Below are 25,680 nucleotides of genomic sequence, written 5' to 3'. Positions count from 1 at the left end.
CACAGTATTCATGATATTTAGTGTGTAGTACCAGCGGCAACCTTTATATCTTGCTTATCTTGAAGTGCGCTCGTGATCAAAACTTTTAATCCACTCACCATAGTGTCTAGGCTCATACTCGGTGCACCTGCATGATTAACAGCTTGTGATGGCAGATAAGGGATATGAATAAATCCGCCTTTAATATGCGTATCGTGTTGGTTAATTAAGTGCATTAGTCCGTACATCACATGGTTACACACGTAAGTGCCTGCGGAATTTGAAATAGCGGATGGGATCTGTGCTTGTTGTAGCGCAACTAAAAGCCTTTTTATTGGCAGATTAGTGAAATAGGCTGCAGGGGCACCCGCGATCACCGGCGTGTCAACTGGTTGCTTGCCAGCATTGTCTTCAATTCTGGCATCATTAATATTGATAGCAACACGTTCAATAGAAAGCTCTGAGCGCCCCCCAGCTTGACCAACACATAAAACAAGCTGCGGAGCATACTTATCAATCGCGAGATGAAGTTCGCGAAGTGACGTATTAAATTCACATGGCAGCTCTTTGGTATGCACCACACAGCCACCAATATATTCGCCCTCCAATTGCGAAACAGCTTGCCATGAAGGATTGATTTGCTCGCCACCAAATGGGGCAAAGCCAGTGAGTAAAATGCTGGGTTTTTGTGCTTTAGTCATTAAAGACAACTCCGTACATAAGCAGAATGTTGATTGCTAACAAGGTTAAGGCTGTCGGTATTTGTACTTTTATCACTTGGTATTTATCTTTTAAATCAAGTAATGCCGCTGGAACAATATTAAAGTTTGCTGCCATTGGAGTCATTAACGTACCGCAATAGCCTGAATACATGCCGATCGCTACCAGAGGAGCCGGGGAGGCGCCATGCCCTTGGATTAGAAACGGGACTGCAACACCTGCGGTCATGACCGGAAACGCGGCAAACGCATTCCCCATAATCATAGTAAACAGTGCCATACCTGTACAATAAAGGACTACCAACATAAAGCGGTTGTCGGGTGAAATGAACATGGTGACCAGCTCTTGTATTGCAGTGCCCGTTTGCGCCACGATAAATACGCCACCTAGCATCGCGAGCATTTGCGGTAAAATCGCTGCCCAACCAATGGAGTCGACTAAGCGTCGCGACTCGCCTAGTGCAAGTAGAGGATTGCCTGTAGTAATTTTCCAACCGACCAAAAGAGCCGTACCGCAGGCGAGTGTTAAGGAGGCCAAGGTAATATAAGCTTGGTCGAATAGATACACGTCACCAATATGAATGTCTTTAAGCACAATGGCACACACAACAGTGACAATAGGTATGAGTACGGCAGGCACAAATAGCTTGTTACCAAACTTTTGTGCGTTTTGCTCTAGCTCCTCTTTTGAGGGCTTATGATAACTGCCCATCGATACTCTGCCCAAGCCTGCGAGTAAAGCAATCAGTAGGACGCTGCAACCTACCCATCGATATGTAATAGACTCTCCGAGTAGCTTTATAGACAAATCACCGAACAAAAATACATTACCGAACAAAAACCAAAATAGGGCAGTGGTCCATTTTTTAGGATGAGCGGGATCTTGGATGGTTTTTACGACTAAAAACATCACAATAAACCCCAGAATAAGGTAAATATTATTGATTGATATAATCGATGTAGACTCTACGGAGGTGTTTACTGGTGCACTCATGATACTTCCTCGCACACATGTGCTTGCTCAAATATTCTCGCTTTTTCGATTGCGCGAGTGATCTTCGCTTCTAGTCTGGCCAAGCGAAATAAATGGACTAGCAAAGCCGAGATAGCCGTAGGAATAGCCCACAGGCCAATGTAAAGGGGTTCAATACCAGCGATGCCATTTTCTCGCAAGAAAGCGTCCATCAATAGTACGGCACCAAAAGCGATAAAAATGTCTTCACCAAAAAATACCGCGATATTGTCACAAGCTGCAGCATGGGCGCTGATCATATCTTGAACATGCTTGGGTAATTCACCATGTTTATTACTCGCAGCGCCTAGCGCCATTGGCGCGAGCAGAGGTCTAACCGTTTGCGGCTGACCTGCTAGATTGATCAATCCAAGTGCAGCCGAGCACTCTCTAACGATAAAGTACACTGCGAGTATTCTGGCTGTAGTTGCTGATTTTATCGTCGCAACCCATGCGGTGGCGCGTTGTTGTAACCCAAAACGCTCCAATAGTGCAATGACGGGTAAAATAAGTAAGAAACTAGCTAGTTGACGTGAGTTCATAAACTTCTCACCAAAAGTTTCCAACAATGCAAGTAGTTCGATATCTACTGCCCATCCGGTAACCAGTCCTGCAACACACACAACCAATAAGGGGTTAAAGCGTAAGGCAAAACCAAACACCACAATGACAATACCTATCAGTGGTAGTAGGTTGAGTTCATTCATATTGTTACTCTAATTATTATTATTTTTTGCTAAGTTAAACTGAGCTAAATGAGCACTTAATTTATCACTGGCCTCATGAGCTTGCTCAAGCGTACATTCAACAAAGTTACATTGTTGATTAGCACCAAGCTGGCTAAACATACGCAAGTCTGCGTCAATCACTGTCGCGATAATGGGATAACCGCCCGTGGTTTGACAGTCATTTAATAACACGATGGGCTCTCCGCTAGGCGGTAATTGCACAACGCCTGGGTGTACTGCTTGCGTTGGAATACTGACTTGATGCGCAAGTTCATTACTCCCTAAAAGTCGGGCGCCCATTCTATTGCTCGCTTCGCTCACCATCCAAGGTTGATCAATAAAACGTTCAAATGCATCTGGAGCCAGCTTATCACAATGTGGCCCTTTAAGTACTCGTACCTGTTTTGTGTATTTGGGTTGCATTACACCAAGTTCAGCGAGCTTATGGGTGTTTGATTTGAAGTTTATACAGTCGCCACTTTGTAAAGCGTGGCCATGAAATCCACCAAATTGTGCCTGTAAGTCGGTAGAGTATGAATCCAAAGCGGGTTTAAGCTCAAAGCCTCCTTGAATGGCTAAATAGGTGCGTTGTGCATTGGCACTGGTTGCAAACGTCAGTCTATCTCCCGCAGAGGCAAAGTAGCGCCAGCCGGGGTAGACGGGGGTACCTGCTAATTTGGCGTTGAGGTGGCCACCTGTCAGTGCAAAGTTACATGGTTGAGTAAATTCAAACTCCGCTAAGCCAATGGTGATTTCTATAACTGCATTATGGGGTTCGTTATCAAGTAAAAAGTTTGCTAGACAGACCGCAAAAGGGTCAAGTGCGCCGCTGCGACCAACGCCATAATGACGGTAACCAAATCGACCGATATCTTGAATACTGCACATAACGCCGCTTTTGATGACTTTTAACATACCCCCTCCTTAGTTGGGATAAATTTAATCTCATCGCCTGGCGCAAACAGGCTTGGAGGGTTTTTCGTCGCGTCAAATAAGACATTGGTGCAGTTTGCTATCAAATGCCAACCACCTGGGGAGCTACTTGGATAAATCGCGCTAAGATCTTCGGCGATGGCAACCGACCCTTTGGGCACTTGTTTACGCGGTATAGATCTCCTTGGCAATTGTAAGGCTTGGGGGAGTGTGCCTAGATAGGCAAAACCGGGTAAAAATCCTAAAAACTCTACTTGATAAGTACAATCACTGTGTAACTCAACAACTTGTTTTGGGCTTATTCCTAATTTAAGGGCGACGTCATCCAAATCAGGTCCAAATTCACCACCATAAGTGACATGGATTTCGTGCCTTGTTTGCCTTAATGCGACCTCTGCTGCTTCTTCCCACAACAACATCGCTTTTTTAAGCCAGTATTGATATTGACTAGGGTCCGCTAAATAAGCGGTCACTGAAGATTTTGCAGGCACAACATCGATGAAGGCTCCACTGTGTTGCAAACTGATTGTTAGAGCGAAAAGCCGTCGCTGCTCACTGGGAGAGGGCTTATCGGTTTGCAAAGCCACGACAATGGCTGTTTCGCCTAAAAGGTAACTATACGCATCCATCATAACGATTTTCTTTTTTATTATCTTGCCCCTAGTATAGCTAACCAATAAGGGGGCTATGCAAGAGATATAAAAAAGCCATGCATTGCATGGCTAAAATGTTAGTTGTTAGACAACAACCATTCACTTAACAAACGCACACCATATCCGGTGCCTCCTGTTGCAAGTTCACCTTTAGGTAACTCGTTCAAGGCATTACCCGCAATGTCAATGTGTACCCAGCGAGTGTCCCCAGCAAAATGTTGTAAAAAAGCAGCTGCAGTTGTCGCACCAGGGCCTTCATATGCCACATTGGTAATGTCAGCAATATTCGACTTAAGTAAGTCTTTGTAGCCAAGAGGTAAGCGCCAAACCTGCTCGTTGACTTGTTTACCAGCAAGCGTCAGTTCTTTAATCAGGTGCTCATCGTCAGAGAAAATGGCGCTATAGCGATTACCAACGGCGCGTATTTTTGAGCCTGTGAGAGTTGCAACATCAATCATGATCTCAGGTTTGAAGTGCTTTCTTGCATACCACATCGCATCACTGAGCACTAAACGGCCTTCAGCGTCGGTATTAAGTACCTCAACACTGATGCCTTCAGCGGTACGCAGAACATCACCGGGCGCGATTGCATTTTCAGATACCATGTTAGCGGCCATGCCCATAACGGCAACGACATTTACATCAGCTTTACTTAAAGCCATCGCCTTAACCGTACCAAGTACAGCAGCTGCACCAGCCATATCAGACTTCATGCGGGCAATAGATTTTCCGGTTTTAATGCTATAACCACCGGAATCAAACGTGATCCCTTTACCAATGAGTGCGATTGGTGCGTCATTGTTACCTTGATAGTGTGCAACAACCAAACGCGCACCATCTTTACTACCGCGGCCTACGCCTTCAAGTGCACCCATACCTAGTTCTTTGATTTGTGCAGGTTCAAGAATGGTGACTTTCACACCATACTGTTCAAGCGATTTAGCTGCATTGGCAAAATCGACGGGCGTCATTTCACTGGCAACTTCCGACGTTAAATCACGGGCTAAAAATACACCTTGCTGCACATGCTCAAGTGCACGGTATGCTTTGCTAGCGGCCTTGCTATTGTCAACTTCAACCGCATAACTGAGCGTGGATGTATTCGGTGACTTCTTGTAAACCTCAAACTCATGATCGCGTAGGTTCGCGCCATGAGCAAATTGTGCGGCGAGTTCGCTGTTATCAATCTGGCCTTTGACATTTTCAAATGCGATAGCCACTTTATTGGCTTTGATATTCTCTAAATGTGCGTGAATATCGCCACCAAGCTCAGCCATTTTTGCGCTATTCAGCTCATCCGTTTCACCTAACCCAACAACGACAATACGTGCATAGTCGCTATCAACTGGTGCGAGTAACTCGATGTGAGCGCCGAACTTTGCATCAAATTGCGCCGTTTTAAGCGCCTTTTCTAGCTGTTTACGTGTGTCTTTATCAAGAAATCGATATTGCTCGTTGTTATTTTTGCTTTGTAACAACAGTAAGGTATCGCCTTTGAGTAACTTATCTGTAAATTGAAATTCTGCTGCATTCACATTGCTTATGCTAAGCGCTGTGAGTGACAGCGCAGCAAATTGCGTTAATCTTTTCATAACGGTGTCCTGTGGTCATTTTTATGCATGCGTTTTACCCTAAATCTGTTTGCAAAGTAAGAAGAAGTCGTTAAAGCGCCAATTATTGTCGTTCAGTTAAAATCTGAAATTTGTTTCAAACGTTTAAGGTCTACTAACGTACAAAGCTTATAAAAATTGAAAGGAGCAGATACATGTCGTTTCTGTACAAGTGTATGGGTGTGGTATTGATTGTTGCAGCGGCTTCATGGTCGTTTGCACAAACACCACCAGTAAACAAAGTTGAACAAGCAAGCATACATGTCAAAACCTTAGTGCTCGGCTCGGGCTGTTTTTGGGGCGCAGAAAAGCGTTACGAACATATGGAGGGCGTTTTAGATGCAGTATCTGGTTATGCGGATGGTCATGGCTTTTCACCTACCTACAAAGAGATCACAAAGCACCACAGACGTTTTGATGAGAATAATTATGCGGAAGTGGTCAAAGTCACATACAACGCTAACGTGATTAGTACAGAGCAGTTATTAAAAGGTTACTTTGAGAGCCATGATCCTACGCAAAAAAATCGACAAGGCAATGATGTGGGCACGCAGTACCGTTCGACCATTTTATTTACCGATGACGAACAAAAAACGGCTGCGCTCAAACTCAGAGATTTATATCAGGTTAAATTAACACAAGCCGGCTTTGCTGAAATTCAAACCAAGATAAAGAAACTGGATACTTTTCACCCCGCCGAAGCATATCACCAAGATTATTTAGCGAAAAATCCCAATGGATATTGTCCTGACCACGCAACGGGCGTTGTTTTTGATATGCAGCAGCAAGAAGAAATTGCAAATAAGGCTTTATTGGCGGGTAAGCATATTGTTATCTTGGATGCCAAAGGATATTGCCCTTATTGTGAAAAGCTAAAAAAGACAGTGATAAACGACTATGAAGGCACTATTGCGCTTCATTTCAGACATGCTGACCAACTGCAATCGCTCGAGATAAAAACACCCACTTGGGCGACACCCACCATTATCTTTATTGAAAATGGTAAGGAGGTGTATGCGCACCAAGGGTTTATGGACAAGCCAACTTTTTACAAAGCACTTGGCGCGTTCAAACTCGGTGATTCAGAAGCATTTCGCGTGGCTTTTAACAGCTCAACCGATGCGCCATTTTGTAAGCAGTATGATTTGTTCAAAAAAACGGGTGAGGGTGTGTTTATCGACAAACTCAGTGGCGCTCCTTTGTTTGATACCAAGGATAGGTTTAACTCGGGTACCGGGTGGCTGTCATTCAAGCATCCAGTTGAGGGCAGTGTGACTTACCACCAAGACAATAGTCATGGTATGCGTCGCACTGAGATCCGCTCAAAATCCAGTGGTATTCATTTAGGACATGTGTTTAAAAATGAAGGACCAAGAGGGGCTGACCGTTATTGCATTAATGCAACCGTATTGGAGTTTGTTGCCAGATAAACAACTTCTTCTGGATAAACGATATCCAAACTCGAAATTAAATAAAAAAAACCCCTCGTGAGAGGGGTTTTGGGTAACTCAGCGCCAATGGCACTGGGAATGAGGTCGGTACATTGTGTTAGGCAAATTGCATTTCAGGGATATCGCCTTCGACGATTAGCTTACCCGCTGTTTTGCTTATGATTTCATCAACACTAACACCCGGCGCGCGTTCTAGCAAATGGAATGCGCCGTCTTTTACTTCTAACACGGCTAAGTCAGTTACAATCTTTTTAACGCAATTCACGCCCGTTAGTGGCAAAGTACATGCTTCTAACAGTTTTGAATCGCCGTGTTTACTAGCATGGGTCATAGTAACGATAATGTTTTGTGCGCCGGCGACTAAGTCCATCGCACCACCCATGCCTTTGATTAATTTTTTCGGGATCATCCAAGAGGCAATATTGCCTTGTTGATCGACTTCAAATGCACCTAGAACCGTTAAGTCTACATGACCACCCCTGATCATGGCAAAGCTATCTGCACTATTAAAAATTGCCGCACCTGTGGCAGCTGTCACGGTTTCTTTACCCGCGTTGATCATATCTGCGTCAACTTGGTCTTCTGTTGGGTACGGACCCATCCCTAATAAGCCGTTTTCCGATTGCAGCATAACTTCAATACCTTCTGGTACATAGTTAGCAACCAAGGTTGGAATGCCGATACCTAAATTAACGTAATAACCGTCTTGAAGCTCTTGAGCTACGCGCATTGCAACTTGTTCACGTGATAAAGCCATAGTGTTCTCCTTATTTACGCGTTGTCACACGCTCAATGCGTTTTTCAAAGCTGCCTTTGATAACGCGGTTAACGTAAATACCTGGGGTATGAATTTCGCTAGGCGCTAATTCACCAGGCTCGACAATTTCTTCAACTTCTGCAACTGTGATCTTACCCGCTGTTGCTGCCATCGGGTTGAAGTTCATTGCTGTGTGACGGAATACAAGGTTACCGTAACGGTCAGCTTTCCACGCTTTAACAATGGCGAACTCGCCAGTGATAGACTCTTCCAAAATATAAGGGCGGCCATCAAACTCTTTTACTTCTTTACCTTCTGCAACAGGCGTACCGTAGCCAGTAGCTGTGTAGAACGCAGGAATACCGGCACCGCCGGCACGCATTTTTTCAGCAAGCGTGCCTTGTGGAGTTAGTTCAACATCAATGATGCCATCTAGTAGTTGCTGTTCAAATAAAGCATTTTCACCAACGTAAGACGCAATGATTTTTTTAATTTGGCGATCATGTAACAAGATGCCAAGACCAAAATCGTCAACACCACAGTTGTTTGATACAACCGTTAACTCTTTTGTTTGTTTACGCTTAATTTCGCTGATCAAGCCTTCTGGGATACCACATAACCCGAAGCCGCCTGCAATGATGGTATCGCCATCTTTCAATCCATCCATCGCTTGCGCGTAGCTTGTAACAACTTTATCGAAACCGGCCATGAGCCCACTCCTAAAGATTATTTATTGTTCAATATGCATGAAACTATAATGCATATATATTATGTATACTTTTTAATCGCACTTCGCTTTTAAAGCCAAAGAAACTTTACTCACTGGGGGCTTATTGAGCGCCTCGCAAATTGCCCAGCCAGCTTTGGCTAGTCTTTCTAAATCAATTTGGGGGTCAATGCCAAGTCCTTGCAGTAAGTAAACTACATCCTCAGTGGCAACATTTCCTGACGCGCCCTTAGCATAGGGACAGCCACCCAGCCCAGCAACGGCACTATCTACGGTAGCAATTCCCATCTCAAGGGCTTTACTGATGTTTGCAAGTGCTTGGCCGTAAGTGTCATGAAAGTGCACCGCAAGCTTGTCAGCGCTGATATGTTGCAGTAATAAGTTAAGCAATTTATCGACTTTATTTGGCGTGCCGACACCAATCGTATCGCCTAGGCTAATTTCGTAACAACCAAGAGCCAACAATTGTTTACACACATCTAGGACCACTTCTGGTTCGACCTCACCCTGATACGGGCAGCCTAAAACACAGCTGACATAGCCGCGCACTTTTACACCATGTTCTTGCGCTAATGCCATGACGGGTTTGAATCGCTCAATACTTTCGTTGATGGTGCAGTTGATGTTTTTTTGAGTAAACGCTTCGCTTGCGGCGGTAAAAATCGCAAACTCTTTAATACCCACTTCAAGGGCTGCTTGCGCGCCCTTTAAGTTGGGGGTTAAAGCACTTAAATTAACCTTTTCACCAACATTCACATTCTTGATCACGTCGCTTGAGTCAGCCATTTGTGGCACCCATTTGGGTGACACAAACGCGCCGGCTTCTATGTCTGTTAAACCCGCGTCTGCAAGGGCGTTAATAAGCGTTACTTTTTGCTCAGTGGTCACACTCGCTTCGTTTTGCAAGCCATCGCGTGCGCCGACTTCGACAATGCGTACTTTTTTGGGGTATGACATTTACGCCTCCAAAGGCTCAACGATGGCAAGCATGTCACCGTGACTTACCAATTCGCCTTCCCCAAAACAGTAGCTGGTCAGCGTTCCGTCAAATGGGGCATTGAGGGTGTATTCCATCTTCATCGCTTCAATGACAACAACAGCGTCACCTTTACTTACTTGCGTATTGATTGCCTGTAAGTGTTTTACAACCGTGCCATTAAGTGGCGCAGCAAGCGGGGCCGCCTCGTGTTCATGTTCACTGATGTAATGCTTCGACTTAAGCTCAAAGCTGTGCGCGTACGCTTGATACATCACCGTAATCGTCTCTTCATTGAGTAAAACGCTGGCGGTGTATTTGCAGCCATTAATCGTCGTGTTGAGTGCTGTGCCATTCAAATTGGCGACTATATCGAATTGTTTGCCTGCAACTTCTACAATGATTGAGTCCCCGCTGAGCTTTGCTGTAATAGGCTCGTCAACGAAAGGTACTTCAACCGTGGCTACTTGATTGAGTCTAAAGCCAAGCGCATTTTGCCAAGGTGTTGTACCAGTTGGTTTGTTCGCAATAAAGGCTGCAACGGCGAGCAACGTCATTTGCTCAAGCGGTATTGGTTGCTGAGTTAACGTCTCTGTTTGGCTATCAATAAAGTGGGTATCCGGTGCGCCCGCAGAAAAAGTAGGGTGACCAGACAAGTGGTGTAAAAAGGCAATGTTACTTTTTACACCAGCCAAATGCACTTCTTCTAACGCATGGTGTAACTTAAGCAGGGCAGTTTCTCTGTCTGGACCATGGACGATCAGTTTTGCGATCATCGGATCATAGAAGGAGCTGATCTCCGCGCCTGTTTGTACGCCGGTGTCGATGCGCACGCCTGTATTCTCTTGAGGAAAAGACAAGTGCGTTAATTCACCAGAGAAAGGCATAAAGTTTTCACGCGGATCTTCAGCGTAAATACGCGCTTCAAAACTATGGCCGGTTAGGCTTACTTGTTCTTGAGTCAGTGGTAGAGTTTGGTTGTTGGCAACACGAATTTGCCATTCAACTAAATCTAAACCTGTCACCATTTCTGTAACAGGGTGCTCAACTTGTAGGCGCGTGTTCATTTCCATAAAGAAGAACTCGTCGCCACAAAGTAAAAACTCCACAGTACCCGCACCGCGGTAATTAATGGCTTTAGCACAGCGTACTGCCGCTTCACCCATCTCTTTGCGTAGTGTGTCAGATAAACCCGGTGCTGGCGCTTCTTCTATGACCTTTTGGTGGCGACGTTGCAATGAGCAATCGCGGTCGCCCAAATAAACACAGTTACCATGGTTGTCAGCAAATACTTGTACTTCGACGTGGCGAGGCGTATCCACGTAGCGTTCTAATAATACAAGGTCGTTACCAAACCCCGCTAGCGCTTCGCGTTTAGCCCCCTCAAGAGACGCTAAAAACTCTGAACTTTGACGGACCACTCGCATGCCTTTACCACCGCCACCAAAGGCGGCTTTGATAAGCACGGGATAACCAATTTTTTCAGCTTCTGCGGCTAAAAAATCACTGTCTTGCTTTTGACCGTAATAGCCTGGCACAAGTGGTACGTTCGCCTGTGCCATAATTTCTTTGGCACGGGTTTTTGATCCCATGGCTTCGATTGAGCTTGCCAGTGGGCCAATAAAGGCAATACCTGCTTTTTCGAGCGCTTCGGCAAATGTATTGTTTTCAGATAAAAAGCCATAGCCCGGATGAACACAGTCTGCACCAGATAGCTTGGCTACTTCTAGAATTTTGTCAGCCACCAAATAAGAGTCTTTACTAGGAGCTGGACCTATATGATAGGCTTCATCGGCTTGTTTCACATGTAGGGCATTTGCATCGGCATCAGAGTAAACAGCCACAGTTTTTAAGCCTAAACGCTTAGCGGTTTTCATCACGCGGCAGGCGATTTCGCCACGGTTTGCAATGAGGATTTTTTTCAACATGTTTGATCCCTTACTGTTTTGCCGCGTGTTGCCACTTGGGCGCACGCTTTTCGAAAAAGGCGCTCAAGCCTTCTTGTCCCTCTGGACTGACGCGAATTTCAGCGATACGTTTTGCTGTGTGGGCAATCAGTTCGTCATTGATGGCTTTGCCAGCTACCTCGTTTATGAGTGACTTTGCCGATTGAACCGCTGCAGGTCCATTGTTGAGCAAGGTTTCAATAAAGTACTGTTCGCTTTTCTCAAGGTCATCGCTCACTTCATGAATTAAGCCTAAAGATAAGGCTTGCTCAGCTTTAAATACTTCTGCTGTCAAGAAGTAACGGCGAGCTTGACGCTCACCAATGGCTTTAATCACATACGGACTGATCACGGCAGGGATAAGGCCTAATTTAACTTCGCTTAAGCAAAATTTGGCATCCGGTGTGGCAACGGCAATATCACAACAAGCAATTAAGCCAAGTGCACCACCAAACGCGGCGCCTTGCACTAAACATAAAGTTGGATGAGGAGATGTTGCTAGCACCGACATCAACTTGGCAAGCATGGCAGAGTCTGCCACGTTTTCTTCGTAGTTGTTGTCTGCCATCGACTTCATCCAACCCAGATCGGCACCTGCTGAAAAGTGCTTACCTTGGGTTTTTAGAACGAGTGCGCGGATCTCAAGGCTATTGGCATGTTCAATACACTGAATAAGTTCAGCAATCACGGCATCATCAAAAGCGTTATGTTTTTCGGGGCGACTTAACTCTAAAATCGCCACTTTTGTTTTTGTTATCGTTAAAGTGACCGACATAGTCTGCTCCTGTTACATTCTGAAGATGCCAAACTTAGACTCTTTGCGCGGCGCGTTTGCTGCGGCTTCAAGTGCTAAGCCTAGAACGGTACGCGTATCGGCTGGGTCAATAATGCCATCGTCCCAAAGGCGCGCACTGGCGTAATATGGGTGACCTTGCTTCTCATACTGCGCAATGATTGGCTTTTTGAATGCGGCAACTTCGTCGTCGCTCATGCTTTCGCCCTTACGGGCTAAACCGTCTTGACGCACTTGCGTGAGTACACCGGCGGCCTGCTCACCACCCATTACCGAGATACGTGCATTTGGCCACATCCACATCATGGTTGGCTCGTATGCTCGACCACACATGCCGTAGTTACCTGCACCGTAAGAACCGCCAATAAGTACGGTAAACTTAGGCACATCGGCACACGATACCGCAGTTACCATTTTCGCGCCGTGTTTAGCGATGCCTTCAGCTTCGTATTTTTGGCCAACCATAAAGCCTGTGATGTTTTGTAAGAACAGCAGTGGAATATCACGTTGCGTACATAGCTGAATAAAATGCGCGCCTTTTTGTGCTGACTCGGAGAACAAGATGCCGTTGTTGGCCACAATGCCTACTGGATGACCATAAATTTCAGCAAAACCGGTTACTAGGGTTTCACCAAAATAGCGTTTGAATTCATCAAACTGTGAATCATCAACAATACGGGCGATAACTTCGCGCACATCAAACGGCTTTTTAAGATCGGTGCCCACAATGCCATATACTTCACGAATATCGTAACGAGGCGGCTTCACATCTTTTAAAATGGGTCGAGTAGGGCGCTGATGATTAATGCGAGCAATACACTGGCGAGCGATTGACAGCGCATGCTCGTCATTTTCGGCGTAGTGGTCAGCCACACCTGAGGTTTTACAGTGTACGTCTGCACCACCTAAATCTTCCGCGCTTACTTCTTCACCTGTCGCCGCTTTTACAAGCGGAGGACCGGCTAAGAAAATAGTCCCTTGCTCTTTAACTATAATACTTTCATCGGCCATGGCCGGTACGTAAGCACCACCTGCCGTACATAAGCCCATTACCACCGCAATTTGCGGAATACCTTTGGCTGACATGCGCGCTTGGTTATAAAAAATGCGACCAAAGTGCAGCTTGTCTGGGAAAACTTCGTCTTGTTCAGGTAAGTTTGCGCCGCCCGAATCAACCAAATAAATGCAGGGTAAGTGGCAGCGCTCTGCGATTTCTTGGGCGCGAAGGTGTTTTTTTACTGTCAATGGGAAATAAGTACCGCCTTTAACAGTAGCATCGTTACCCACAATCATACATTCAACACCTTGCACGCGGCCGATCCCCGCAACCACGCCAGCGCAGGGAATGTCTTGTTCATACACGCCAAATGCAGCGAATTGTGAGATCTCTAAAAATGGTGAGCCTTCGTCTAGTAAGGTGTTAATACGGTCTCGAACAAATAATTTACCGCGGCTTTGATGACGCGCGATGAGTGCTTCACCACCGCCTTGAGATAATGTAGCGACTTTGTCGTTTAAATCTGCAACCAGCGAAGCCATGGCTTCGCTGTTTGCTTTAAACTGACTGTCGTGAGGGTTAACCGAAGAGTTAAGTACAGTCATGTTTCAATCCTTAGCGGCTTTCTGTGAAAAGCTCTCGTCCAATTAGCATACGGCGAATTTCAGACGTACCCGCACCAATTTCATAAAGCTTGGCATCGCGCAATAAACGACCCGTTGCGTATTCGTTGATGTAACCGTTACCACCGAGAATTTGAATCGCATCTAGTGCCATCTTGGTCGCAAGCTCCGCAGCATAAAGAATTGCACCAGCAGCATCTTTACGGGTTGTTTCACCTCGGTCACAGGCTTTAGCTACCGTGTACACATATGAGCGTGCGGCATTCATCTGCGTGTACATATCCGCTATTTTGCCTTGGATAAGTTGGAACTCACCAATAGACTGATTGAACTGCTTACGCTCGTGAATATAAGGTACGACGATGTCCATACAGGCTTGCATTATCCCAAGAGGACCCGCTGCAAGTACTACGCGCTCATAATCTAGGCCACTCATTAGTACCTTAACGCCTTCGTTTAAGTTACCAAGAATGTTCTCTTCTGGTACTTCACAGTCTTCAAATACCAATTCACACGTATTTGAACCACGCATACCCAGCTTGTCTAGCTTTTGTGCGGTTGAAAAACCAGGAAAGTCTTTTTCAACGATAAATGCGGTAATGCCTTTTGAGCCCGCTTGTAGATCTGTTTTGGCATAAATCACTAACACGTCTGCGTCAGGACCATTGGTGATCCACATTTTGTTGCCGTTCAATACATACTTATCGCCTTTTTTCTCGGCTTTAAGCTTCATTGAAACCACGTCAGAACCCGCATTTGGTTCACTCATTGCCAGTGCGCCAATGTGCTCACCGCTGATAAGCTTAGGTAGATATTTGCGTTTTTGTTCTTCATTACCATTGCGGTTAATTTGGTTAACACACAGGTTTGAATGTGCGCCATAGCTTAGACCAATAGAGGCGCTTGCACGGCTGATCTCTTCCATTGCCACTACGTGCTCTAGGTAGCCCATACCTGCACCACCAAATTCCTCTGGTACAGTAATGCCTAATAGGCCCATATCGCCAAACTGTGGCCATAGATGATTAGGGAAGCTATTTTCATGATCGGTTTTTTCAGCAATCGGGGCAATTTCAGCGCTTGCAAAGTTGTTAACATGATCGCGGATCATGTCTGCCGTTTCACCAAGGCCAAAATTCATTTCTTTATATAAAGATACTGTGCTCATACTGTTCCATCCTGTGAGAGGTTATTCTTCTAAATTCTTTAAAGTGTCAAGGCAGCGGCGCTCTGCGGTCACCAGCTCCATTAACACCACTTTAATGTCATCCATTTGCTGGCTTAAATCGGCTTTTTTCTCTTCGATAAGCTGCAACATGATCGTTAATTGTTTTGCGCTTGATTTATCCGCGTCGTAAAGCTCAAACAAGCGGCCAGTTTCCGCCAATGTAAAGCCCAAACGCTTACCTCTTAAAATGAGTTTGAGGCGAACTTTGTCACGCTTCGAATAAATTCTGGTTTGTCCGTGACGCTCGGGAGATAGCAAGCCCTGATCTTCATAAAAGCGTATACTGCGCGTTGTAATATCAAATTCTTTCGCTAAATCGCTGATTGAGTAGGTTTCTTCGTTTTGATTATCTTGCATGATGATTTTACACATTGACTTAAATACTGTTTGGTCCAATATAAGTGAAGTTTACGTAAAGGTAAAGTAAAGCGTTATAATCATACTTTAGTGGTAGAGTGTTGAGCTGGGTGTTTTTTGCTCTAGCCAATAATTTACGCGGTTTGGCAAGCAAAGTGTGCAACTTAAGTTTACAGAATCACTCAACGCAGTTTGCTTGATTTTAGATTTACGTTGGCGTAAACGTAAATATTATGTATGCTCAATTTAATTAATAAATCATTTAGAAAAGCGCGTTTTTTGAGCGTTTTCAACTAGGAGTTAGAAATGAGTAATGATGCTGTTGTCATTGTAGCTGCAAAACGTACCCCAATGGGTGGCTTTATGGGCGCTTTATCAGATGCAAGTGGTACTGATTTAGGTGCTACCGCGATAAAAAGCGTGATGGCTGAAACGGGTTTAAGCGACGCGTCAATTGACGAAGTGATCATGGGCTGTGTTTTGCCTGCGGGACTAGGCCAAGCACCAGCACGTCAAGCAATGCTACATGCTGGTTTAGCGCGTTCGACTGGCGCGACAACCATTAACAAAGTATGTGGCTCAGGTCTGAAAGCCGCGATGTTAGCGCATGACTTGATCAAAGCGGGCAGCATTAACTCAGCCATTGCTGGTGGTATGGAAAGTATGACTAATTCTCCGTACTTCATTCCAAAAGCGCGTGGTGGTATGCGTATGGGCCATGGTGAAATTAAAGATCACATGATGGCTGATGGCTTAGAAGACGCGTACGACAACAAAGCAATGGGTTGTTTTGCGCAAGATACAGCAGATCAATACGGCATTACTCGTGAGCAAATGGACGAGTTTGCATTAGCTTCACTGAGCAAAGCCAATGCAGCAATCGAAAATGGCAGCTTCCATAATGAGATTGCGCCGGTAACGCTTAAAACACGCAAAGGCGACGTTGAAGTCAGCATTGATGAACAACCAGGTAATGCGCGTCCAGAGAAAATTCCAAGCTTACGTCCTGCATTCAAAAAGGACGGTACTGTTACCGCAGCCAACTCTTCATCAATTTCTGACGGTGGTGCAGCGCTTATTTTAATGAGTGAGTCTGAAGCGAAGCGCCATGGTTTAACACCACTTTGTAAAATAGCGGCACACGCGACACATTCACAATTGCCTTCTGAATTTACACTTGCACCAGTGGGCGCAATGAACACGTTACTTGAGCGCACAGGTTGGAGCAAAGACGAGGTTGATCTTTGGGAGATAAACGAAGCATTTGCCATGGTTACTATGCTTGCCATTAATGAAATGGGCTTAGATAGCAGCAAGGTAAACGTAAACGGTGGTGCTTGTGCATTGGGTCACCCAATCGGTGCCAGTGGCGCACGTATTTTAGTGACGCTTATTCATGCATTACGTAACCGTGGCTTGTCAAAAGGTATCGCATCACTGTGTATTGGTGGTGGTGAGGCTGTGGCACTGGCGGTCGAAGTTTAAAACACATTCACACGGCACCAAATAAATAAGGCAAAACAATTATTACAGCCATTTGGTGCCATGACACATAATCTGGGGAGGAGTGCACAATGCACCAAGTACCTTTATACATCAACGGCGAATTCACACAATCATCATCTGAACAATGGATTGATGTTGTAAACCCTGCAACTCAAGACGTACTTGCTCAAGTACCTTGCGCAACCGAGCAAGAAGTACGTGCTGCAATTGATTCAGCGCAAGAAACTTTTAAAACGTGGAAAGAAGTACCTGTAACAGAACGCTCACGTATTATGATGCGTTACGCTGCACTATTAAAAGAGCACCATGATGAACTAGCGACCATCATCTGTCATGAGCTTGGCAAAACCTTTGAAGACGCTAAAGGTGACGTTTGGCGTGGTATTGAAGTGGTTGAACAAGCCGCCAATGCGCCATCGATGATGATGGGCGAAACGGTCGAAAACGTTGCCCGTAAAATTGATACCTATTCGTACATGCAGCCACTGGGTGTGTGTGCGGGTATTACACCATTTAACTTCCCAGCGATGATCCCACTTTGGATGTTCCCAATGGCGATTGTGTGCGGTAATACGTTTATCCTTAAGCCATCAGAGCAAGATCCACTTACGCCAATGCGTTTAGTTGAGCTATTTGAGGAAGCTGGCGCACCAAAAGGTGTATTACAAGTTATTCATGGAACTAAAGATCAAGTAGATCAAATTCTTGAAGCGCCAGAAATTCGCGCTATTTCGTTTGTAGGTTCGTGTGGTGTTGGTCAATATATTTACTCAAAAGGCACGCAGAATCTAAAACGTGTTCAAGCATGTGTTGGCGCTAAAAACCACATGGTTATTATGCCAGACTCTAAAAAAGAGCAATTGATCAATAACCTTGTTGGCTCATCAGTGGGCGCGGCTGGTCAACGTTGTATGGGTATTTCTGTTGCCGTGTTTGTTGGTCAATCGAAAGAGTGGGTAAACGACTTAAAAGAAGCGTTATCAAAAGTGCGCCCTGGCATTTGGAATGACCCAGAAGCTGCCTACGGCCCACAAACAACCCCACAAGCAAAAGCACGCATTTTGTCATTGATTGAAAGTGCGAAGCAGCAAGGCGCAACCTGTTTGTTAGACGGCTCTGATTTTACCGTTGAAGGTTACGAAAAAGGTAACTGGGTAGGGCCGACGTTATTCACTGACGTAACCACTGAAATGGACCTATATAAAGAAGAGATCTTTGGTCCTGTATTGGCATGTATGTTTGTAGATACGTTGGAAGAAGCGATTGCGCTTATCAACGCGAGTCCATACGGAAACGGTACTTCGTTGTTTACATCAAGCGGTGCCGCTGCACGTAAGTTCCAACATGAAATTGAAGTAGGCCAAGTGGGTATTAACGTGCCAATTCCCGTGCCATTGCCATTCTTCTCATTCACAGGTTGGAAAGGCTCATTTTATGGCGACCAACACACCTATGGTAAGCAAGGCGTGCGTTTTTACACAGAAACTAAAACTATTACCTCACGTTGGTTTGAAGACGATATCGCTTCAGGTCCAAACATGAGCATCAACCTGAAGTAATTCAGCGTTTCAAAGAATATTACAATAACTACAAACTAGGCCAGAGTCTCTCTGGCTTAGTCATCAACACAACAAGAGGTCTTTATGGACTTTAATCTAACCGAAGATCAACAGGCATTTGCTGATACCGCGTACCAATTTGCTATGAGCGAGCTTGCTCCTAACGCTGCCCTTTGGGATCGCGAACATATTTTTCCAAAAGACGTGATTAAAAAGGCGGGTGAACTCGGCTTTTGCGGTTTATACACGCCAGAAGAGGCAGGTGGACTTGGTTTATCGCGTTTAGACTCAAGCATTATTTTTGAACAGCTTTCAATGGGCTGTACAGCCACAACGGCCATGTTGACCATCCACAATATGGCAACTTGGATGATAGCCAGCTTTGGTAGCGATGCAGCAAAAGAAAAGTACATCGACCAACTGGTTATGGGCGAGTTGCTAGCTTCTTATTGTTTGACTGAGCCGGGCTCAGGTTCTGATGCAGCATCACTTAAAACCAAAGCGCTGAAAGAAGGTGATGAGTACGTATTAAATGGCTCAAAAATGTTTATCTCTGGCGCTGGCGAAACAGACGTTTTAGTGGTGATGGCGCGCACCGGGGAAGACGGCCCTAAAGGCATTTCAGCATTTGTTGTGCCTGCGGACGCAGCCGGTGTGGTATACGGCAAAGCGGAAGAAAAAATGGGCTGGAACGCCCAGCCTACGCGTTTAGTGACCCTAGAAAATGTACGTATTCCAGCTAACCACTTATTAGGCCAAGAAGGCGAAGGCTTTAAATTTGCCATGCAGGGTTTAGACGGTGGTCGTATCAATATTGCAACTTGCTCAATTGGTACTGCACAACAGGCTCTAAATACAGCGAAGCAATACATGCAAGAGCGAGAACAATTTGGTAAGCCACTTGCCGCATTTCAAGCATTGCAATTTAAGATTGCAGACATGAATACTGAGCTTGTAGCGGCGCGTCAAATGGTACGTTTAGCGGCATTCAAACTAGACACCAACGACAGTGAAAAAACCACTTACTGTGCCATGGCTAAACGCTTTGCGACAGATGTAGGCTTTAAAGTGTGTGACGATGCCCTGCAAATTCATGGTGGCTATGGTTACATCAAAGAATACCCATTAGAGCGTCACGTTCGTGATGTGCGTGTACATCAAATTCTTGAAGGTACCAATGAGATCATGCGTGTGATCATTGCACGTCGTATTTTAGCGCAAGGCGCGGCCAGCGTTTTATAAGGAGAATATCATGAGTGCACAACTTAAACTTGAGAAACAAGGTAATACAGCCGTTATCACCATGAGCAATCCACCTGCGAATACGTGGACTCGCGATACGCTTGTTGGTTTAAAAGAGTTAGTGAATGAGCTAAATGCCGATAAAAACATTTACGCGTTAGTGATCACCGGTGAAGGTGAAAAGTTTTTCTCAGCAGGGGCTGACTTAAACGTATTTGCCAGCGGCGATAAAGGCATTGCGGCGGATATGTCACGCGTATTTGGTGAAGCGTTCGAAACGCTGAGCGACTTTAGAGGTGTTTCCATCGCCGCGATTAACGGTTTTGCGATGGGGGGAGGCCTTGAAGTTGCCCTTGCTTGCGATATTCGTATAGCAGAATCGCAAGCACAAATGGCATTGCCAGAAGCCAAAGTGGGCTTGTTGCCTTGTGCTGGCGGTACACAAAACCTAGCATGGTTAGTTGGCGAAGGCTGGGCAAAGCGCATGATTTTATGTGGCGAACGTCTGAAAGCGGATAAAGCACAACAAATTGGCTTAGTTGAAGAGGTAGTTGAAACGGGCGAAGCGCTCAATGCTGCAATTGCACTGGCTGAAAAAGTTGGTGAGCAAAGCCCGGTAGCGGTAACTGCATGTAAAGCGCTGATCCAAAAAGGTCGCACAGGTACAATTAACAGCGCATTGCCATTAGAGCGTGAACTATTCGTTACTTTGTTTGACACGCAAGACCAAAAAGAAGGCGTGAATGCATTTTTAGAAAAGCGTAAACCAAACTGGGTGAATGGCTAATGGCTAATTTACAGTTACTCAATCAAGCTGACGCACCAGTGGTATTTGAGTTGGCTCAGTGTGAAAACGGGATGCAAATTGCCTTTGCCACACTGAACGTGCCAAAAGCCTTGAATGCGCTGAATTTAGACATGATCCGTTTACTTACACCACAGTTGGATGCTTGGGCGCAAGACGAGCAAGTAGCCATGGTGGTACTTAAAGGTGAAGGGGAAAAGGCATTTTGTGCCGGTGGCGACGTTGTAAGCTTGTACAAAGCGATGGCAGCAAACGATGGCAATGATTATCTACAAACCTTCTTCGCTGAAGAATACCGCCTAGACTACAAAATTCACACCTACGATAAGCCAATTCTACTTTGGGGTAATGGCATTATTATGGGTGGTGGACTTGGGTTGATGGCCGGAGCAAGCCATCGAGTGGTGACGGAAACTGCGCGCATCGCGATGCCAGAGATCACCATTGGATTATATCCTGACGTTGGCGGTAGCTACTTCCTCAATAAAATGCCACAAGGTGCAGGGTTGTTTTTAGGCTTAACTGGTGCATCAATTAACGCCAGTGATGCGCGTTATGTTGGTCTTGCGGACCACACCATTGATAGCAACAAATATACAGATCTCGTGAATGAGATGATTGCGATTAACTGGGGTAAAACAACCAGCTTAAACCATGAAAAGCTAAGCAATGTATTGCTGGAGTTAGATAAAAACTCAGCACAGCCACCAGTTAGCGAAGTTAAAGCAATTCAAGCGCAGCTCAATGAACTAGATGGTATTACAGCGCTTCAAGCGCAAGTGGACTTTATTTTAGCGCTGCCTAGCGACGACAATAAATGGTTAAGCCGCGCGCAAAAGTCGCTTAAACATGGCTCAGCACTAAGTGCTGTGCTTGTAAGCGAACAGCTAAAAGCGGGTAAAAACAAAAGCTTAAAAGAATGCTTTATGTTTGAACTGGGTATGTCAGTACAGGCTGGGCTTGCAGGCGAGTTTCAAGAAGGTGTGCGCGCGTTACTCATTGATAAAGATGGCCAACCTAACTGGCAATTTGCATCGGTCAATGACGTACCAGCAAGTACCATCGCAGCGTTTTTAACGCCAAAGTGGGATGAGCAAAACCATCCACTGGCGGATATGTAAGGAGCAGAACATGGCAAAGATTGGATTTATTGGCCTAGGCAACATGGGCGGCCCAATGGCCAGCAATTTGGTTAAAGCTGGCCACACAGTGACTGTGTTTGATTTAAGTGAAGAAGCGGTTGCACAGCTTAAACTACAAGGCGCGAACGCAGCAGCGAGCGTAGAGCAAGTGTGTGATGGCGCTGATTATGTAGTGAGCATGCTGCCTGCGGGTAAGCATGTACGCATGATTTACTGTGGTGAAAACGGTTTAATTAATCACCTCGACAAATCAACTTTGGTGATTGATTGTTCAACGATTGATGCTGAGTCGGCCCAGTTTGTGGGCGGTGAGCTGGCTAAAGCGGGCATTAGCTTTGTTGATGCACCCGTGTCGGGCGGCACAGCAGGTGCGGCAGCGGGCACGCTAACTTTTATAGTCGGTGGCAGTGATGCCGACTTTAACCGTGCTAACGACATATTGACCGACATGGGCAAAAACATTTTCCATGCGGGTAATATTGGCGCAGGTCAAGTCGCTAAAATCTGTAACAACATGCTGTTGAGCATTTTAATGGCGGGTACCAGTGAAGCATTGCAAATGGGTATTGATCATGGCTTAGATCCTAAAGTACTTAGCGAGATCATGCTAAATAGCTCGGGCCGTAACTGGACGTTAGAGCTTTATAACCCATGTCCAAATGTACAAGAAAATGTACCAAGCACCAATGGATACAAGCCGGGCTTTATGGTTGACTTAATGGCGAAAGATTTAGGCCTTGCGCAACAAGCTGCGCAGCAAACTAACTCGGCAACCCCATTAGGTGCAATGGCTAAAAACTTATACAACTTGATGCAAAATCAAGGCAAAGGCGCAGAAGACTTTAGCGCAATTTTTAAATTATACAGTGAAAAGTAAACCTATGGATATTAACAATAAAACCGTAGTGGTAACGGGTGGTGCGCAAGGCCTAGGCTTTGCAATGGCCACTGAAATGGCGAAGTTAGGCGCAAACCTTGCGGTGATTGATATGCAAGAAGATGTACTTGCATCGGCTCGCTCAGAACTAAGTAAGCTGGGTGTAAAAGTTGCTACTTATGTTGCCAACGTCAGCGTTGAGAGCGAAGTAGAAGCGGTATTTAATACAATTCAATCTGATTTTGGCAATATTACCGTACTTATTAACAATGCCGGTATTTTACGCGATGGTCTGCTGCTGAAAGCCAAAGAAGGCAAAGTGGTTGATAAAATGGCTTTATCACAGTTCCAATCTGTTATCGACGTGAACCTAACAGGCGTATTTCTATGCGGTCGTGAAGCGGCGGTTAAAATGGTTGAAGCGGGTGAGGGCGGCGTGATCATTAATATGTCGAGTGTGGCGCGTGCAGGTAATATGGGTCAAACTAATTATTCTGCTGCAAAAGCGGGTGTAGTTGCCATGACCACAAGCTGGGCTAAAGAGTTAGGCCGTTTTGGTATTCGCGTTGGCGCGATTGCACCGGGTGTTATTCGCACAACCATGACAGATGCCATGAAGCCTGAAGCCAAAGAGCGTTTAGTGAAGATGAAACCTGTCGGGCGTTTGGGCGAGGCTGATGAAATTGCCCATACTGCAAAATACATCATCGAAAACGACTTTTTTACAGGTCGAGTCGTAGAGATTGACGGCGGCATTCGTTTGTAATGTGCTCGCAACCTAATGACTAAAAGGCATGTAGGTTATATACATGCCTTTTTTATTTGTCGATAGGGCTGTTTGTGTAGGCAAAGGCGTCGCCAACTACATAGGTGGAAATTGGTATCACTAAAGTATCAATATCGTCTTTTTATGTGGGGATCTGCAAATGAGACATAGGGCTAACTACCCCCTGAGCGCCTTGCCCAATGACGTGAGTATAGATTTGTGTTGTACGTACATCAGTGTGACCCAGCTGCGCTTGCACAGTTCTGATATCTGCACCACTTTGCAGTAAATGCGTTGCGAATGAGTGACGCAAGGTATGCGGTGTTACATGTTTGGTGATCCCCGCCATTTTGGCTGCATTTTTGACTGCTCTTTGTACTTGCTTTTCATCAATGTGGTGCCGACGAAGTTGTTTTGTTTCTGGGTCAATACTGAGCTTGTGGGAAGGAAATAAATATTGCCAGTTTAAGTGCTTGTTGTGACCTTGGTACTTTTTTCTTAATTGATGAGGGAGCCAAACACCATTAAAAAGCGGGTTTTGAAGGTCTAGCTGCAAATGACTTTGAACTTGTCGAATTTGGTTGTTTAGCAATGGGGTAAGTTTTTTGGCAAGGGTAACTACGCGGTTTTTGCCACCTTTTCCATCCCAAATACGAATACACTGATAGTCAAAGTCAATATCTTGCACGCGTAAACGCATGGCTTCCATAAGCCTTAACCCGCTGCCGTAAAGTAGCGCGCAGGATAAATAATGACGCGAACTGCACATTTTTAATAGCGCCGCTACTTCATCTTTGGTTAAAACCACGGGTAACTTACGAGCACGCTGACTTTTATTAAATTTTAAATTTAAAGACATAGGTGTTTTGAGTATTTCTTTGTAAAGATAGCTCAGCGCATTTAACGCTTGTGCTTGAGTACCTTGTGCCACATTTTGTTGATTGGCAAGGTGACTAAGAAATAACTCAACTTCAGTGTTACCAAGTGTATTAGGGTGGCGCATATTGTTAAAACGAATAAAAGCGGCTATCCATCTAAGATATGACTCAATGGTACGTTTAGCGTATCGACGCATATACATGTGCTCTTGCACCATAGTTAAAAAGGGAGACTTCATAAACAATTCCATCTGTTAAAGGGTACTGTTTATATAGACAGTGGTTTTCTGTTTGTCCAATAACATTATTACCGCCCGTTTTGTCCAATTTTAACAGTGTGTTTTTTGAGCGGCTCTTGTGTTTTGTTTACATTGAAGTTTTTACATGTGAAAATAGGAACACGTAATATGGCCCGTTTTGTCGGTATTTATTCCGACATTTTGGGAGAGAATAAGCTGTTATGTTCATTTGCAAGGAGCGCACAAATTTTGAATCGCCCTAAAAAGTCTTCTGTATTTAATCCATTTAAATACATATTTGCTATTTACATGCCCTTTTTCATTAAAGCGACTTGGACTAATGAGATAGATATCCCTCTTTTGAGTAAAAGAGGGGGGCATGGTGAGGTTTTAACCTTTAATGATCCTTTAATTCCATTTATTACAGTTCCTTTGTTTATATATGGTATTTATTATTTCAGTAAGAGAATAAAGGCACATTGGAGATATGTAGAGGGGTTTGAAGCGAAAACCGGCATAATACTATGTATTCCATTTAGCTTACTTAGCATGTTATTTGCCTTTAATGGTGCTAATAATTTTATTATTTTCGTTTTCGCTGCTGTTGGCGCGTTTGGCTTTTTTGGTGTTGAATTTAATGCGTCTAATGAAACATAACAAGCGCCTCATGTTGCTCGTAAACTCGCAGGGACAAATTTTCGCGGGCTGTTCGCTTCGCTCTAGTTTAGCCCACTCAATTAGCCCCATAGGCGGGCGTTAGGCGACGGGTATAAAAATGAAAGATATCACCATCTGTTATGCATGTTTGGAGTGTAAAAAGGTCTTCAAGAAGCATAAGTATACCCAAGACCAACATGGCAACTGGCAGCCAGTTGAATACGAAGTTGTATGCCCTCAATGTGGTACTTCTATGTACGAAACAGGTTCAGCATTCAAAGCGCCTAAAGTTTCAAACACAAAAGAATGGGCGAAGCTAAAGCCGCTATTTGAGAGTGGCTATAAATTTAATCCTGATTTCGGTAGCCCATTCGAAGAGAAAGATCTGGAAAAAATAGCGTTACCTAAAGTCCCTGATTCGGAATTTAGAAAGCCCGCGAGAAAAAGGTCATAAAATGCCTAATCGGGTAGCCGAGGGTATCTAGCCCTCAGCCCCCACAACACCCTGCATGCGGGTCCG

25 protein-coding genes are annotated in these 25,680 nt (G+C 45.0%); 10 read left to right on the top strand and 15 right to left on the bottom strand.

Annotated elements, in window-relative coordinates:
* Positions 1-17: 17 nt before the first annotated feature.
* From pcp to AC5FX4_RS12560, 6 genes are all read right to left on the bottom strand, one after another.
* On the bottom strand, positions 18-680 hold the full coding sequence (pcp, locus tag AC5FX4_RS12585) for a pyroglutamyl-peptidase I (RefSeq protein WP_493606726.1): 663 nt from the start codon (positions 678-680) through the stop codon (positions 18-20).
* The gene (locus AC5FX4_RS12580) at positions 673-1,692 is read right to left on the bottom strand and encodes a DUF979 domain-containing protein (protein WP_493606725.1); all 1,020 of its coding nucleotides are present in this window, start codon (positions 1,690-1,692) and stop codon (positions 673-675) included. The genes pcp and AC5FX4_RS12580 overlap by 8 nt, the downstream gene beginning before the upstream one ends.
* Entirely contained in the window at positions 1,689-2,417 is a 729-nt protein-coding gene (locus AC5FX4_RS12575; RefSeq protein ID WP_493606724.1) for a DUF969 domain-containing protein, read from the bottom strand. The genes AC5FX4_RS12580 and AC5FX4_RS12575 overlap by 4 nt, the downstream gene beginning before the upstream one ends.
* Before the next feature lie 9 nt (positions 2,418-2,426).
* On the bottom strand, positions 2,427-3,353 hold the full coding sequence (locus AC5FX4_RS12570; RefSeq protein ID WP_493606723.1) for a 5-oxoprolinase subunit C family protein: 927 nt from the start codon (positions 3,351-3,353) through the stop codon (positions 2,427-2,429).
* Positions 3,347-4,003 (bottom strand): 5-oxoprolinase subunit PxpB, encoded by a 657-nt coding sequence (pxpB, locus tag AC5FX4_RS12565; protein WP_493606722.1) that lies wholly within the window; start codon positions 4,001-4,003, stop codon positions 3,347-3,349. Before pxpB ends, AC5FX4_RS12570 begins: the two co-directional genes overlap by 7 nt.
* A 98-nt stretch (positions 4,004-4,101) precedes the next feature.
* Positions 4,102-5,616 (bottom strand): leucyl aminopeptidase family protein, encoded by a 1,515-nt coding sequence (locus tag AC5FX4_RS12560; protein WP_493606721.1) that lies wholly within the window; start codon positions 5,614-5,616, stop codon positions 4,102-4,104.
* A 173-nt stretch (positions 5,617-5,789) separates the two neighbouring features.
* On the opposite strand from AC5FX4_RS12560, the gene msrA reads away from it, so the two are divergent.
* The gene (gene msrA, locus AC5FX4_RS12555) at positions 5,790-7,064 is read left to right on the top strand and encodes a peptide-methionine (S)-S-oxide reductase MsrA (protein WP_493606720.1); all 1,275 of its coding nucleotides are present in this window, start codon (positions 5,790-5,792) and stop codon (positions 7,062-7,064) included.
* Positions 7,065-7,182: 118 nt separating this feature from the next.
* Here msrA and AC5FX4_RS12550 read toward each other — a convergent pair whose 3' ends face one another.
* The 8 genes from AC5FX4_RS12550 to AC5FX4_RS12515 form a co-directional block, all read right to left on the bottom strand.
* Positions 7,183-7,842 carry a CoA transferase subunit B gene (locus AC5FX4_RS12550; protein ID WP_493606719.1) on the bottom strand — a complete coding sequence of 220 codons (660 nt, stop codon included), beginning with the start codon at positions 7,840-7,842 and terminating at the stop codon, positions 7,183-7,185.
* A gap of 10 nt (positions 7,843-7,852) precedes the next feature.
* Positions 7,853-8,551, bottom strand: a complete 699-nt coding sequence (locus tag AC5FX4_RS12545; RefSeq protein ID WP_493606718.1) for a CoA transferase subunit A — start codon at positions 8,549-8,551, stop codon at positions 7,853-7,855.
* Positions 8,552-8,623: 72 nt separating this feature from the next.
* A complete protein-coding gene (locus tag AC5FX4_RS12540; protein WP_493606717.1) occupies positions 8,624-9,526 on the bottom strand; it encodes a hydroxymethylglutaryl-CoA lyase in 903 nt (300 codons plus the stop codon).
* Positions 9,527-11,473: an acetyl/propionyl/methylcrotonyl-CoA carboxylase subunit alpha gene (locus tag AC5FX4_RS12535; RefSeq protein ID WP_493606716.1), complete on the bottom strand. Its 1,947-nt coding sequence runs from the start codon at positions 11,471-11,473 to the stop codon at positions 9,527-9,529.
* Between the two features lie 10 nt (positions 11,474-11,483).
* Positions 11,484-12,266, bottom strand: coding sequence for an enoyl-CoA hydratase-related protein (locus AC5FX4_RS12530; RefSeq protein WP_493606715.1), 783 nt, complete (start codon positions 12,264-12,266; stop codon positions 11,484-11,486).
* Positions 12,267-12,278: 12 nt separating this feature from the next.
* Positions 12,279-13,886 carry a carboxyl transferase domain-containing protein gene (locus AC5FX4_RS12525; RefSeq protein WP_493606714.1) on the bottom strand — a complete coding sequence of 536 codons (1,608 nt, stop codon included), beginning with the start codon at positions 13,884-13,886 and terminating at the stop codon, positions 12,279-12,281.
* A gap of 10 nt (positions 13,887-13,896) precedes the next feature.
* Positions 13,897-15,072: an isovaleryl-CoA dehydrogenase gene (locus AC5FX4_RS12520; protein ID WP_493606713.1), complete on the bottom strand. Its 1,176-nt coding sequence runs from the start codon at positions 15,070-15,072 to the stop codon at positions 13,897-13,899.
* Positions 15,073-15,093: 21 nt separating this feature from the next.
* Positions 15,094-15,489, bottom strand: coding sequence for a MerR family transcriptional regulator (locus AC5FX4_RS12515; RefSeq protein WP_493607819.1), 396 nt, complete (start codon positions 15,487-15,489; stop codon positions 15,094-15,096).
* Between the two features lie 306 nt (positions 15,490-15,795).
* Here AC5FX4_RS12515 and AC5FX4_RS12510 point away from each other — a divergent pair, with 306 nt between their 5' ends.
* The 7 genes from AC5FX4_RS12510 (at position 15,796) to AC5FX4_RS12480 (ending at position 23,386) form a co-directional block, all read left to right on the top strand.
* On the top strand, positions 15,796-16,974 hold the full coding sequence (locus tag AC5FX4_RS12510) for a thiolase family protein (protein WP_493606712.1): 1,179 nt from the start codon (positions 15,796-15,798) through the stop codon (positions 16,972-16,974).
* 89 nt (positions 16,975-17,063) lie between these two features.
* Positions 17,064-18,554, top strand: a complete 1,491-nt coding sequence (locus tag AC5FX4_RS12505) for a CoA-acylating methylmalonate-semialdehyde dehydrogenase (RefSeq protein ID WP_493606711.1) — start codon at positions 17,064-17,066, stop codon at positions 18,552-18,554.
* An 84-nt stretch (positions 18,555-18,638) separates the two neighbouring features.
* Positions 18,639-19,796, top strand: coding sequence for an acyl-CoA dehydrogenase family protein (locus AC5FX4_RS12500; RefSeq protein WP_493606710.1), 1,158 nt, complete (start codon positions 18,639-18,641; stop codon positions 19,794-19,796).
* Positions 19,797-19,806: 10 nt separating this feature from the next.
* Entirely contained in the window at positions 19,807-20,583 is a 777-nt protein-coding gene (locus AC5FX4_RS12495) for an enoyl-CoA hydratase (protein WP_493606709.1), read from the top strand.
* Positions 20,583-21,722, top strand: a complete 1,140-nt coding sequence (locus AC5FX4_RS12490; protein WP_493606708.1) for an enoyl-CoA hydratase/isomerase family protein — start codon at positions 20,583-20,585, stop codon at positions 21,720-21,722. The genes AC5FX4_RS12495 and AC5FX4_RS12490 overlap by 1 nt, the downstream gene beginning before the upstream one ends.
* Positions 21,723-21,732: 10 nt before the next feature.
* A complete protein-coding gene (mmsB, locus tag AC5FX4_RS12485) occupies positions 21,733-22,620 on the top strand; it encodes a 3-hydroxyisobutyrate dehydrogenase (protein WP_493606707.1) in 888 nt (295 codons plus the stop codon).
* Between the two features lie 4 nt (positions 22,621-22,624).
* Positions 22,625-23,386 (top strand): SDR family oxidoreductase, encoded by a 762-nt coding sequence (locus tag AC5FX4_RS12480; RefSeq protein WP_493606706.1) that lies wholly within the window; start codon positions 22,625-22,627, stop codon positions 23,384-23,386.
* 142 nt (positions 23,387-23,528) lie between these two features.
* Here the strand turns inward: AC5FX4_RS12480 and AC5FX4_RS12475 are convergent, their stop codons facing one another.
* The gene (locus AC5FX4_RS12475) at positions 23,529-24,503 is read right to left on the bottom strand and encodes an integron integrase (protein ID WP_493606705.1); all 975 of its coding nucleotides are present in this window, start codon (positions 24,501-24,503) and stop codon (positions 23,529-23,531) included.
* 168 nt (positions 24,504-24,671) lie between these two features.
* Here AC5FX4_RS12475 and AC5FX4_RS12470 point away from each other — a divergent pair, with 168 nt between their 5' ends.
* Together AC5FX4_RS12470 and AC5FX4_RS12465 are read left to right on the top strand one after the other, a co-directional pair.
* Positions 24,672-25,160: a hypothetical protein gene (locus AC5FX4_RS12470; protein WP_493606704.1), complete on the top strand. Its 489-nt coding sequence runs from the start codon at positions 24,672-24,674 to the stop codon at positions 25,158-25,160.
* A gap of 118 nt (positions 25,161-25,278) precedes the next feature.
* Positions 25,279-25,614 carry a hypothetical protein gene (locus tag AC5FX4_RS12465; RefSeq protein WP_493606703.1) on the top strand — a complete coding sequence of 112 codons (336 nt, stop codon included), beginning with the start codon at positions 25,279-25,281 and terminating at the stop codon, positions 25,612-25,614.
* The last annotated feature ends 66 nt before the right edge of the window (positions 25,615-25,680 follow it).

The sequence above is a fragment of the Pseudoalteromonas sp. ATL1 genome (assembly GCF_058933015.1).
The sequence above is the reverse complement of the archived record's forward strand: the minus strand, read 5'-3'. Positions and strand labels throughout refer to the sequence as shown.